We start from the raw sequence: 12,578 nt of genomic DNA, 5'->3' as shown, positions 1-12,578 counted from the left end.
ACCCAAACGTTTTTGATCTATAAACTGCATATGTTTCTTCAGATCTGGTAAGTCAAGATACCTCGGTGAACGCTTACCTATCAAGAACCTCGTTTTTTCGGCTGGCCTATCTCGCTTGTTGAGCTGTATCTCAGCGAGGAGGAACAGATCCCAGAACAAGTATTTAGAGCTTACCAAGAGCACATTAACTCTCTTGCTAAAGGTGACGAAACTAACGCATCATTTTTTATTGATGAAGCTTACGACCCAAACCAGAAATAGAGGAATATCATGGTTGAACCTATTTTAGTTTCATTGTGCTTAATTGGTTAATTGGTATCGCTGGTTGTTTTTTAGGGATCGTAAGGGGGCGGCTATCCATCACTAGGCTTCAAGCTTTCATTGATAGTGGAAAGGTTGGTTATGACGGTTTCTCTGTTTATCCGGCGCAGTGCCTATCTAAGTTAGACAGGCGAAAAATTGATCGTGAAATTTGTATTTACGTTAGAACTTCACACGTTTTTCACTCTATCGTGATTGGCAGTTTGCATCCAAAAGAAAGCAGGTAGCGAAGCACTACATGTAGTGTTGGTTCTCAGCTGCCGGTACACCACATATAGAAATTAAGGGGTAATAGTGTCTAATTCCAAAGCAACTAAAGTTAGCAACAAGAAAGTGACGGCTCCAGGGTCTTTGAAATCATTTAAGCGGTTTTCAACCGTATCGTTCTTCGCTTTTATGGTGTTCATATTCATGACCGGAGGGATGGAAGGTTTCAATGAGTATGGTGAGCTGATCAGCTTGATTTATGGGTTGTCTGCTGGCGTGTCTGTGGTTTGTTTTTATTCGGCCATTGATAACCTTTGTGTATTTTTAACCGAAAAGGATTAATTATGTTTTTTGTAAACATAGGAATTATTGTTGGTTTTCTCATTCAGGTTGGATTGTATGTGAATGATAGGTGTTCACAACCTTATTTCGCATCGGGTTTTTGTTTATGTGTCGGTGCAATAGGTTCTATGGCGTTTGGTTACTCTATAGTTTGGGGGACGATTCAGTTAGTCGGGTTGTTTATTGGTGCATGGCAAGCAACTACTTGGCTCAGAAGGAAGCAAAAAGCATGACACCAAATCTAAGGAAGCTCCTTAAAAAATCCAAAATATTAGAGCTGCCTTCTTTTGTATTAACGGCTGTTCTAATCATTTGCATTTGGCTTGATAGTCTAAAGCTTGCTGTAACTGTCGCGCCTGTCCTTCTTGTCCTGGTTGGTGTTAGATATGCGTGTATCGTTGCTCGTAGGATTAGATTTCTGAAAGTAAAAAACCGCAACTCGGATAATCTATTTAATCGGATTAAGAGATAGTAGGAGCGTTTTTCATGAGTAAATTACAACCTAAACCACTGCTATTTTTTGGTTTAGTAGAAGAAATGGAAGTTGTTATTGGCTATGTGTCAGATGTTATGGAACTTATTGAACTGATTGATGTGAATGAATACCTTTCTCTGAGAAAGCAAATTATTGACGTTTTTCAGATTGGTGAACTGTACAGTTTTGATAGCAGTAAGTTTGGTAGTAACGTCGAATTTGGCGATATTTCTGATGCCGTTCGTTTAACTACATTCAGTATCTATCCACAAAGTACACCTATGAATAAACCTATATCTGTGGAAGAAAGAAAGCTCTGGTGTGAGAAGATAATGAATAATATGGATGCTGCTGCTTCATGCGACTATTAGTGGATCAATTTTATGAGTTCATGTAAGACCCCCATACGTTTTGTTTCAGAAGGCAAGACAGCAATTAAAGTAACAGTGCCGACACCAGAAGGTTCTCGCCGTTTTCGCTCAGTAGGCTTTAACAAAATTGGAATAGAGGAAGCTATAAAACTCGCCGTCAAAGAGCGGGACCGTATTGGTAAAGAAGAGTGGGGAAAGTTCTGGCCTCGCGTCTTATCTGATCGAACCTTGCTATCTCGATTGCCACGCAACCTAGAGCCTAAATACCGCCTTTCACCTGACAAGAAAAGCCCTGTATACGAATACGTTGCGAATTGGATGAAATATGAGGATGGAAAGCCAGTAAAAGTTGCTCGCAGATACAGTTGCCTTGAACATGGCAAATTAGGGGCTTACACGAAAGCGAAACAAGCTTTGCTAGATGCTTACCGTAGCGATTTGGAGTTGTTGGCATTCATGGGTAGAGCACCAAATGTAACGCTTCAATAAAGGGTTGTCAGTGGCCCTTTATTGTTTATCCCTGCTATTGTCGGAGGACATTAAAGTTTGAAACTTTTCTATTTCCGAAGTGCGTTACTATCGTGGCTAAAAGAACCCAATACTGACAATAAAGATCGACACTTAGACTCAATCAATGTGGCTATCCAACGAAAGTGTGACAACAAAGTTTGAAACTCGCTTTTGGACAGAAATCAGCTAGAGCATCTACTTAAATTAGCAATTCATAAATTACTTTTTGTATGGCAAAGTGAGTTTGGGAGAGCTAGCGCTTCGGTTAAGATAGCGCTAGCTAAAAGGATTGCCTCAAGATTAGGCTTTGGCTTGATGCGCACAACGAGCGTTACGTTAAATATTCGCTATTAACGATACTCCCATGCATGCATAATATCTCCAAATCAACTATAAGGACTTAAAGTGAAAAAACTGATTTTACTAGCACTCTTAAGTGCAAGTGCAAGTGCAAGTGCAAACGAGGTAGACCATTTTTATGTCGGCGGCAATTTACTTGTAGGTCACAATACTGAGTTAGATGCTGGTATTGCAACTATTGATGAAAGCAACGACTTAGGTGGAGGTGTGTATGCTGGTTATAATTTTGCAGTTCACCCTAATGTAGATTTAGGTGTGGAGTTAGAATACCAACATTTTGGTGAAGCTGAATTTAATGAAGATGCCAGTGTTAAAGGTGATGCCTTTTATATTAACGCACGCCCTAAGTTTATAGATAAAGGTAATAAATTATATAGCGCACTCATTCTTGGCGTTGGTTCATTAAAGGGCGAAGCCAACGTCTTCGGTATATCTGAATCAGAATCCAAGTTCTCTTATCAAGCAGGATTGGAAGTAGGTTACATGCTTGACAATGTAGACCTTGCTATCGGCTACAGATACAGGTCTGCTGAATTTGATGGTGTAGATATCAACATTCAAGGTGTGACAGTTGGTATGAGATATAACTTCTAGTAGCTTGCTACGAATGAGCTATCACAACCAAAAAGCTTCCCATTCGGGAGGCTTTTTTAAGTGCAGGTTATTCCTACTATGGTAAATCCGTAAGTTAGCTATCAAAAATCAGGCTTCCTGTTACCTAGAAAGCGTTAGCAACAGTTTTAATAAGAAATCTATACCTAACGTTTTGAAAGTTTGTGACACTTTGAACTTGATTTACAGGGCAAAAGTCAGCGAGTGCGCTTGAAACAAGAACAGCACAATGATGCCCATTTTTCGTACTAGTTATACTTGGTCAAAATTCAACCAGTAACAATCCTGTTCTTTTTGACGAAACAAACTTTGGGGCAGGAGTTAGTTAGATCAATATATCTGTATCAATATATCTGTATCGTGCGATGACGTCCTGGCAAATCCACCTAACTGCAATCACCGCGACGAATCACGTAGGGCTCTTTAATTAGAATACTTAAACTCCAAATGATCGAGATAGTGATAGTTTAGCGAGTCTGTGAGATCTTGAAGTTGAACTCGTTGTTATGCACTTCTAAATACTTTTCGAATCGGTCACGATGCTGTTCACTGATCTCTTCAGAACAAAGCTCCTCACCACCTTGAATTCCCAAACCTTTTAACAGTGAAGTATCAAGGTTGGGTGATAACTTAGATATGTACTTCGAGCCCTTCTTTGTGAAGGTTAGCAGGTGCGCGTCAAAGAGTTTATCAATATGAGCACAGAGTAGAATACCATTTGCCCCATCAATCCTCTGCTCATCACTTTCGCATTTAGACCAAGGCACTATATGAGATGCAATTAATATCTCGCGCACCGGTGTAAGGGTTAACGCACAGCTCTCACCATTACCCCAAACGTTGATGACGTTTTGTCTAAATTGCCCTTGTCCAACACGAGAAAGTACTAAGCTTTCGCGCTCAGTCTTATTTGTAGTAGTACCGAATATACCATCGATGTCTTGTGCTACGTTGGGTAAAGGCATTTTAGAGTGCTTTGCTTTATGGTTACCAACCGCATAGTAATCACCGCCAACAATATCTAGAGACATGTCAGAGACTTCTTCAATATACTCTTTTATCTTGGCGCTGCCTGTATCTGCGTAACCGTCGTTATCTTCATCCCATATTATTGGGAATGTTCTTAATGAATAACCTTCATTCTCTACTAGTTTTATATACTCAAGAGCTTCGCCAAATGCATTAACCCTACGCCCTTCGTTATTGAACTCCCAGGCCATTGAAAAAATCAACGCTCTGTTTCCGTTTGTATTGACATCCCACGCACCAAAATATACTTCCTTTTTTTCGTGATTCACAAAGGCCCAGCCATACCGAGCGTTGCGATTAGTTGCGCCGTAGGATTCCATAAATTTTTTTCGTGACATTATCTACCTTACTTAGTAGTTAGTTTTTATTTGTGTAAATATAAATGTTTGATTAGGTTAATAGGCGCTAGTTCTTAACTTTTGACCAGCATTACTTTTTGCATATAAAAGTTAACAGAAAATCTATGCTCATACTTTGGTTCATCACTTGTTTCGGTGACAAGGCGTTGTTGCCGAGGTCAGCCCCAACACGTTTTGGGGCACTTATAAGTGTTACGAAGTGAATTTGAGAGTGACTTCCTGAAAAGCCAACTATTCGAAAGGTTTTGAACTTTACTGTCTACCGACAGTTGTTGATCACTGGCATAAAATATTGATCGATTGGGATGGAAGTTAAGGGGACAACTGTATTATTGAAAGTATTCAGTAAAGCATTACACCCCTTGCAACTCCTAGGTAGATAAGCGATTGACTCCCACTGCCTGTGTGCAATACTAGATATATTAAACATTTTAAAAAAGTTTCACGGTATGAGCAAAAAGATAGCGGGAGTCAGCATCCCACCAGAATTACCAGCCGATTTCAGTAAAGTTGCCTCTCTAATTCGCAAACTAGATCCAATTAAATACGGATTTGATAGCAGCGGTAATTACTTGCATTGGAACGACTTTCAGTACCGTTCAAAAGAGTTTAAAGGCGATCAAAAGGGTTACGCTTGGCATGCCCTAAAAATTAGACGTGGCCTTAACGACATTTCGCTTGTTGATGAAAACGGCAATCCGTTCCAACTTAGCGCCGCCAGTCTCGATGCGAAGCTATTCCACATCGACAAACAGCTCAAACTAGAAGATTTACCGCTATCTGCGCAAGATAAAAAGGCACACCTAGTGAAAAGCGTGAAGATGGAAGAAGCCATTAGCAGCGCCCAATTGGAAGGAGCGGCCACAACGCGCAAAGTGGCCAAGGAAATGCTTGAAACGGAACGTGAGCCTAAAGATGACTCCGAACGGATGATTATCAATAACTGGCGTTTGATCATGATGGCCGATGAACTTAAGGATGTAGAGCTCACACCAGAATTGATTGGCGGGTTTAATGGCATCGCCACCGATGGAGTGTTAGAGAATGAGCACGTTGCTGGCCAATACAGAACGGATGCAGTCATGGTTAGAGACGTGGCCACTGGCGATATTATTCATGAAGCGCCAGAACATGAGCACGTTTTGAAGCTCATCGAGCAACTATGTGACTTCGCCAACACCGACCATACCACCAGCACCAATTTTATTAACCCAATCGTTAAGGCTTGTATTCTGCACTTCATGATTGGCTACATTCACCCATTTATGGACGGCAACGGGAGAACGGCTAGGGCGCTTTTCTACTGGTTCATCCTTAAGCATGGCTATGAGAACTTTAAGTACGTCTCGATCTCTGCGCCACTTAAGAGCGCGCCAACCAAGTACGTTAGAAGTTACGTTTACACCGAAACGGACGACAACGACTTAACGCACTTTGTGGACTACCAGCTAACGGTCATCATCAATGCGATTGAGCGCTTTAACGAGTACATCAAATCTAAGATTGAAGATACGAGAGAGGTGCGCGAGCTGCTAGACGACTCCAAGCTTAAGGGCGTATTGAAACTGCCACACATTGTGATTCTGGCCAAGGGATTAGAAACAGCCGGACGTGTCTTTTCAGTTAAGGAAATTCAGTCTGATTTTGACGTGTCTCATACCGCTGCGCGCAAGTATCTTGAAAGGCTGGTGGAGCTGAAGTTATTGTTCAAATCAAAGGATGGCAACGAGAATACCTACATTGCACCAGCCGACTTGAAACAGAGACTAACCAAAGCTTAAGAGCATCAAAAAAGCCGCCAAACTGGCGGCCTTTTTGTAGGGAATAGAATAGGACAGGTTGGCGATTAGAAATCTACCCAGTTGTATTGCAGTGTGATAGCTGGCTTAACAAGTGCTGCTGTATCTTCTGTTGATAGGTCGATCACGTCTGAGCGCACTTTTACGTGCTCTAAGCGGAATCGATGCGACTTAGCGCCCTTACCTTTAGTCGATTCTGGCGTAGACTCGATAACGACCGTGACCATTTTCTTTTCACGAACGATCTCACGTAGCATATCTAGCACTGTACCAGTGATAGTTTCTACACACGTCACCGCGATTTCGCCTTTGTTCTCAAGCGCACCATTTTGGATGTAGCCCAAGCCCATTTGACCAAAATCTTCTACGTCTGCACGTCCCATTGCAGGAAACTGAGTTGAACGAACCAAAACGCTGATATTTGGGTATTCTTCGATTTTCATCTCGAACTCTGTACCCATCATCTTTTCGCCAGCTTGGACGTTCTTAGTGAATTTCTGTTTCAAGAAATTCATATCGCCTTTTGCGTTAAATGCTCCGGCCATAATTACACCTATTCTATTGGAAGTGGTTAGGAATCTGTGACTGATTAATCATTTGCTTAGGAGCGGCGGTAATAGTTACCGTGTTGTAAGCGAAATTCCCGTCTCGCGTCTTAGGTGCGTTAATGTCATAACTCACCTCGCTAATTCGCATAGGTAGATTGAGCGCTTTGCCAATCTTGAATCTCGCATCACTTGGAACACGGCCACCAAGGCCATCGGAACTGACTGGAACAGTATTTTGCAGCTCTGGACTTATCATCTGAGCCAAGTATTTAATGGGATCATTAACCTCTATTTTGGCATTGGTGAACGCGACAAATTTAAGCGTTACGGTTATCTCTGGCGGTTCGTTGCCTTGCCAAACTTGCTGACTGTTCCATAGTGTTTTACTCGTCTTATCCGACACGGTTTGCGCGATTGAGGACGTTTTATCTAGGGCGTTAATGTTACCCACGGAATCGCCCTCAAACGGCGCTTCCCATATCGCTCTAAAGGCAAGCTGACACTCATCAGTCATGTAACCAATGACCGTAATTTCTTGACCGCCTATGACTTGTGTAATGGCGCATTTATTGTGGATAGACACGCCATCATCATTAGGTACGCCGACAATTACAGCCATTGCTTATCCTTACTTGTCCATACCGCGAGAATCGCGCATGCGGTTAGCCTTTTTGCGAGCTGCTTTAGCCGATGAGCTGTGAGCTTTCGCGCGCGCTTTCTTAAGTGCTGCTTTTTGTGCTGCACTCATACGGCGCTTACGGCGATTCGTTTTGATATAAGTTACCTTGCCATCACGGATCACTTTCTTAAGCGCTTCAAGCATCATGGATTCACGAACGGCGAACTCTGCGATCGCTTCGTCTGAGTCCACGCTGTCTAGGCCACGTTCTAGAGATTCAAAAATGCGATCTGCTGCTTCTGGATCTTCCAGTGCTTCTAGCATGTCGCCCTCTTTCGGCTGGCCAACTTGAGCAATGAACTCGCTAGCCGCTTCCTGTAGCGATTCGTATAGTGCTGCTTGGCCATCGGTTAGCTCGGTATCGTCATCGCCACCAGCCATGCCAAATAGCATTGCGTCTAGGTTGTCGATTGAGCTTTCACCACCGTTAACCCACTGAACACAAGCCGCTGCTGCGTCTTGGCGAGCCATGATGGTTGATGCACGATTGATGGACTCAAGAAGTTGACCTTCTGTGACAGACTCAAAAAATGCAGTTTCAGTTTGTTCCTGCTCGGCCACTTGTGGCATCACAAATGGGCGAGCAAGAACAGAACCCTCAGAAAACATTGATTTCATTCTATTCTTGCTCTTATGTTGATTAACGGATTAGTACAGGTTCACCAAGGATTCGACGCGCAGAGCCAGTTGGACAGAACGACCAAGTGACTTTCCAGTAGTCGATTTCCACTTGCTTAACTTCCAACGTCCAAGCGTTCTCGCCGTCTTGTGCTGGATTACGAGGTGTCACTAGCGCACCAACGGCTTCATAGCCTTCAAGGATGCTGGCCATACCGTCAGTTAGACCCTCAAGCGTTGCACCGTCAGGTTGGTGTTTTAGGCGATTACCTAATGCGTAGAAGTCGCGTGAGATAGCGTCAGCAATAGACACGACTTGCTCAAAACGTAGGTAGTTTTCAGCCGCAGATGACGTTAGAGAGTCATCAATGAACAGGTTGCCGTTTTCGTCTGTGCCTAGTTTGTTTAGACGTGCCTTGTACATTTCTTGGTAGTTAGGCTCGCCAGCACCTTGGATTGGTTTTAGGCCAGTACGTTGGATAACAGCACGTTCAACACCCGCTGGTGTGTAGTGCCAACCGCCGACCGGAGAGGTCTTAGCAACGCCAAGCGCTTTAGCTGCAAAGCCGATACCCGAGCCGCCCCATACCGCCATGTTGCCGTAGAAACGACACTTCGCTTGGTAAGGGATATGCACGAATGAAGCGCGATGGTTGTTGAAGTTCAGACCTTTTTTGAACTCCAATGCCGCTTCGTGCGTTAGGCGAGGATCAACATCGAAGTAGCCAGAAATGCGTTTGTCTTTACAGATTTGCGCAAGGTCAGTGATTACCGCAGTGTCGTAGCAGCCCAAACCACAAACGTAGTTAAAGCTGTAAACGGTAGTGCGTAGTGCTTTCACTGCTTTCTGGTAGTCGTCAGCCGTAATTTCGCTAATATTGCCGTTGGTCGCGCCAGTGAATTTTGTTTTCGCAATTGCAGTAACTTCGCGTTTCGCTGTTTCTGCATCGATGCGACAAGTTAGGTACTGCGAACGTTCTTCAAGAACAGTCTCGATAAACGCAGCGCTACCCATTTGGTCTACTGCTGTAGGCTCTAGGGATACAACCCATTCTTCTAGCACTACAGAGCCACCAGCCGCTTGTTCTTCCTCTAGGATTAGAGTGAACATGCCAGTGCCGTAAGTCGCTTCGTCTGCTTTCGCAAGCGTGATAGAGCGGTTATCGGATTGAGCACCGTCTTTGATAGCGATCGCTAAAAATTCGCCATCTTCAAGTGTCAGGTCAGCCGAGTAGTTGATCGCTTCGTTAGTGATCGTCACTTCGTCTGCTGGTTTGGTTAGCTTGATAGCTGGATAGGTTGCCGTTTTTGGTACGACACGAACCACAAGGCCATTACCGCCGCGCAATGCTTCATCAAGGACGCGCATGCCGTCAGCCAATTTGCCAAGGCTTGAGTGGTAAGGTTTACCTAGTTTGTCTAGGAAGTTAGCCGCCGTTACCGGAATCACTTCGAACGGCTTACCTTTTTGAGACACAATCACACCGCCAAACACTAGCTGATTAGAGTCAGTGCCTTGCTTAGTTGTCGAGTCAGCGTTAATTGGCGCAACCGCAACTTGTGAGACGTTATCCATTGAAAATTCAATCTTACTCATTCTCTGTCTATTTCAGCGTTAGATTCTGTGCTGCAAGCTGGCTGACAATTTCTTGCAAACCCGCTTGAGCAATACCTTTCACCGCAATCACGTTTTCTTTCGTCATTTCGGTTAGTTGCTCAACCGTCGCTACACCGTGGTTAGTCAGTGCTTTTTCAACGCTCGCGCTTAGCTCAAGTGCTGATAGCGCTGTGCCTTTGTCGCTGGTGGCTGTGTCTGGTTTCGTTTGAACTTCTGGTAGAACCGTTGGCTCAAGGCGAACCGAAACAAGGCCGTTTGGATAGGCCGCTTCCACTTCGTGTTTGAAGCGGTTCACGTTGAAAACTGAGAGAGGAAAATCTTTAGCCAGTGGTGGCATGACGCGACCTTGTACCGTGATTTCCTTTGGTGTGTGGTTGGTGATTAAAACGATCGTTTCTTTCATCGAATCCCCCAAGAGCGGCAGCCCGTAAGACTGCCACTTACTTGCCTTATGCCGCTGCTGCTACAGGAGCTTCGTCGATAAGTTTCACACGGTAGAAGTAGTTCTCACCGTCGAATGGATGGATCTCGCCGTAGGCCAATTCGTATAGCGTGTTAGACGCTACTAGACCTTTGCCGATTGGATGTGTGTACATGGTTGCTGCGATCGCATCACCCGCTACGTAACCCGCTTCTGAGTGAGAAGAACCGCGACCGTAACAAAGCATGTCGTTCGTACCGATAACTACTGGACACTCGAACACTTTCCACATGCCGAACAATCTACCTGCGTAGTGGATAGCGTTTTTCTGTTGGTAGTTAGCCGGAGCTACGAAATATGGAGCACCTAGTGACTTAAGGATTGTTGACGCGCCAGTACCAGCAAAGATACCTGTCATGCCAGTTGTGCGAGTCGCTTGTAGGATCTTCGTAGAAACGTTTAGAAGAACTTCGTTTAGACGTTCACGATGTAGACGCCAATCTTCACCAGCCGCTACGTAGATATTGAATGTTTCCTCGCGTGTACAAGCAAAGTCCATATCTACTAGGTGGCGAGTAGACTTCTCTGATGCCAATGTGTTGCGCATATGGCTCATTTGAAGCGATTTCAGATCTTGGCCAAACTCGCGTTGCATTGCGAACATCGCTTGAATAGTCGCGTCTGCTGCGATTGCGTTTTGACGTGGGCGCAGTATACGAGAGTCCATATCATGGTCGATCGTTGGGATAAGGTCAGGGCGTCTTTCAATGTCTACTTCGAACTCGATGTGCAGAACGGTCCCTGCTGGTAGGGCTGATGTTGGAGTGACGGTAACTTTGCCCTTTGCATGGTCTATCTGACAGTTAATAACCATACCGTTGTGAGTACCTGTCATTATTTGACTACCGTTGCTGTCTAGGTCGCGAGCCACACGTTTATGGTTAATAAATAGGGAAACAGATGTCTTAGTGAATGGGATCTCAAACTTGGTGTGTTTTAGGTCAGTCTTAGAGTCAAACACATGAGTTGTCTTAGTGCCGTCTGGTTGCTGTTCATCGACAAACTTGTAACGCTGACGCATAGATGAGTATTGGCCAACCGTTGCTTGGTCGATTTCAGTACCCGCTGCGAAGTCACCAAAGTTTGAGCCAGTGCGGCGGTAAACTTTGAAGATCTCAACTTCGTTCGCACCCGCTGGGATCATGGTTACAGCGTCAAGTGTTGCTGTCTCAAGAAGAACAGGAAGCACTAGGCCAACCATCTTCGCACGAATTTCGACACCCTCAGATGTTGATAGAGATTGACCGATAGACTCAAGCATCATTGCGCCTGTTGAGCCGTCACGCTTCGCGCCGTCTAGTGTCATCATGTTACGCATAGTTGTGTGAGCAGATGCCATTAGCTCGTCGCTAGGTAGGTGGCCGTAAGTCTTTTCGTATTCACGCACCGCAGACTGCATACCTGATACGATGCCAACCGCTGTTTCTTGAGACACTGACTCGAACATAGGCTCATTCGCAATGGCTGACAAAATAGCCGCGCCACGAGAATTGTCGTCAGTTAGAAACATGCCTGTTTGTGAATCGAATTGGGATTCGATGCACAGATTACGCATTGCTTGAGCGCCTAAATGAATCGCCTCAATGCGTTTGTTGAAGTTAGAACGTTTATCTGCCATGTAAATAAACCTTAATTATTAATTGATTGTGTTCGGAATGGTTAAGCGCTGAGAAGCGGTAAAAATTCGCTCAATTTCGGATAGTAATTAAGATTTATTTCGAAAAAAATAGGGGTAAAATCTCGTTTAACTTATTGTTATATAATGAATTTATTTCTTTTTGTGCGCTTTTATGGGAATGGTAACGAAAGGGGGTTTCTATGTCGTTGAACGTGTGTTTTTGTTGAGAGAAAAGGGGATAGGAAAGGGCATCTAAAAAAAATTTAAAAAATTTTCAGTTGTTATAGGGTTCCTGCCAAAAAGCCGAACACGTTGCTTAGTAGCTCTTGTGTGTCAGTCTCTAAGCTTGGAAGCTCAACCCCATAGAAAACGGCCAAAAAGTCACGAACAATGAGTTGATAAACGACCACCAGCGCGATGCTCCACATCATAGCGGCGCGTCCAGTACGTACCAATGTGTTAGAGCTGGCCGCTTCAAGCTCTGCCAGTTTGTAGGCAAACTCTTTGCGTTCTTCGTCACTGGTAAACACACGATCACCAAACTCGGTGAGTTCGTGGATAATGCCACCTACTTTCTCGCTGGTGGCGCTCTTAAATAGACTACTTGTAAACACTTTGGCTAGTCCCATTA

Annotated in this window: 14 protein-coding genes; 6 read left to right on the top strand and 8 right to left on the bottom strand. The window is 44.2% G+C overall.

Annotated elements, in window-relative coordinates; genetic code table 11:
* Positions 1 to 615: 615 nt before the first annotated feature.
* The 5 genes from R7O12_RS11080 to R7O12_RS11060 all read left to right on the top strand — a co-directional run bounded on the left by R7O12_RS11080 (position 616) and on the right by R7O12_RS11060 (position 3,180).
* Positions 616 to 870, top strand: coding sequence for a hypothetical protein (locus R7O12_RS11080; RefSeq protein WP_169629055.1), 255 nt, complete (start codon positions 616 to 618; stop codon positions 868 to 870).
* Between the two features lie 2 nt (positions 871 to 872).
* Positions 873 to 1,103, top strand: coding sequence for a hypothetical protein (locus R7O12_RS11075; protein WP_169629054.1), 231 nt, complete (start codon positions 873 to 875; stop codon positions 1,101 to 1,103).
* Between the two features lie 253 nt (positions 1,104 to 1,356).
* On the top strand, positions 1,357 to 1,716 hold the full coding sequence (locus tag R7O12_RS11070) for a hypothetical protein (RefSeq protein ID WP_169629053.1): 360 nt from the start codon (positions 1,357 to 1,359) through the stop codon (positions 1,714 to 1,716).
* A gap of 12 nt (positions 1,717 to 1,728) precedes the next feature.
* Positions 1,729 to 2,205, top strand: coding sequence for a Fe3+-citrate ABC transporter substrate-binding protein (locus R7O12_RS11065; RefSeq protein WP_169629052.1), 477 nt, complete (start codon positions 1,729 to 1,731; stop codon positions 2,203 to 2,205).
* A gap of 426 nt (positions 2,206 to 2,631) precedes the next feature.
* Positions 2,632 to 3,180, top strand: a complete 549-nt coding sequence (locus R7O12_RS11060) for an outer membrane protein (RefSeq protein ID WP_025594094.1) — start codon at positions 2,632 to 2,634, stop codon at positions 3,178 to 3,180.
* A gap of 485 nt (positions 3,181 to 3,665) precedes the next feature.
* Here R7O12_RS11060 and R7O12_RS11055 read toward each other — a convergent pair whose 3' ends face one another.
* Positions 3,666 to 4,565 carry an HNH endonuclease gene (locus tag R7O12_RS11055; RefSeq protein WP_140203481.1) on the bottom strand — a complete coding sequence of 300 codons (900 nt, stop codon included), beginning with the start codon at positions 4,563 to 4,565 and terminating at the stop codon, positions 3,666 to 3,668.
* 470 nt (positions 4,566 to 5,035) lie between these two features.
* Here R7O12_RS11055 and R7O12_RS11050 point away from each other — a divergent pair, with 470 nt between their 5' ends.
* Positions 5,036 to 6,367, top strand: coding sequence for a Fic family protein (locus R7O12_RS11050; RefSeq protein WP_169629045.1), 1,332 nt, complete (start codon positions 5,036 to 5,038; stop codon positions 6,365 to 6,367).
* 65 nt (positions 6,368 to 6,432) lie between these two features.
* Here R7O12_RS11050 and R7O12_RS11045 read toward each other — a convergent pair whose 3' ends face one another.
* The 7 genes from R7O12_RS11045 to R7O12_RS11015 all read right to left on the bottom strand — a co-directional run bounded on the left by R7O12_RS11045 (position 6,433) and on the right by R7O12_RS11015 (position 12,576).
* Complete coding sequence (locus R7O12_RS11045; protein WP_169629044.1) at positions 6,433 to 6,930, bottom strand: baseplate protein; 498 nt, start codon at positions 6,928 to 6,930, stop codon at positions 6,433 to 6,435.
* Between the two features lie 13 nt (positions 6,931 to 6,943).
* Complete coding sequence (locus R7O12_RS11040) at positions 6,944 to 7,552, bottom strand: hypothetical protein (protein WP_169629043.1); 609 nt, start codon at positions 7,550 to 7,552, stop codon at positions 6,944 to 6,946.
* 9 nt (positions 7,553 to 7,561) lie between these two features.
* On the bottom strand, positions 7,562 to 8,230 hold the full coding sequence (locus R7O12_RS11035) for a hypothetical protein (protein WP_169629042.1): 669 nt from the start codon (positions 8,228 to 8,230) through the stop codon (positions 7,562 to 7,564).
* 22 nt (positions 8,231 to 8,252) lie between these two features.
* A complete protein-coding gene (locus R7O12_RS11030) occupies positions 8,253 to 9,827 on the bottom strand; it encodes a hypothetical protein (protein ID WP_213907466.1) in 1,575 nt (524 codons plus the stop codon).
* A gap of 7 nt (positions 9,828 to 9,834) precedes the next feature.
* Positions 9,835 to 10,251 (bottom strand): DNA-directed RNA polymerase subunit alpha C-terminal domain-containing protein, encoded by a 417-nt coding sequence (locus R7O12_RS11025; RefSeq protein WP_318125834.1) that lies wholly within the window; start codon positions 10,249 to 10,251, stop codon positions 9,835 to 9,837.
* Positions 10,252 to 10,297: 46 nt separating this feature from the next.
* On the bottom strand, positions 10,298 to 11,947 hold the full coding sequence (locus tag R7O12_RS11020; RefSeq protein ID WP_318074075.1) for a hypothetical protein: 1,650 nt from the start codon (positions 11,945 to 11,947) through the stop codon (positions 10,298 to 10,300).
* A gap of 281 nt (positions 11,948 to 12,228) precedes the next feature.
* Entirely contained in the window at positions 12,229 to 12,576 is a 348-nt protein-coding gene (locus R7O12_RS11015; RefSeq protein ID WP_213907463.1) for a hypothetical protein, read from the bottom strand.
* Positions 12,577 to 12,578 lie beyond the last annotated feature (2 nt).

The sequence above is a fragment of the Vibrio sp. Vb1574 genome (assembly GCF_033338675.1).
This window is presented reverse-complemented; position numbering and strand designations above follow the sequence as displayed.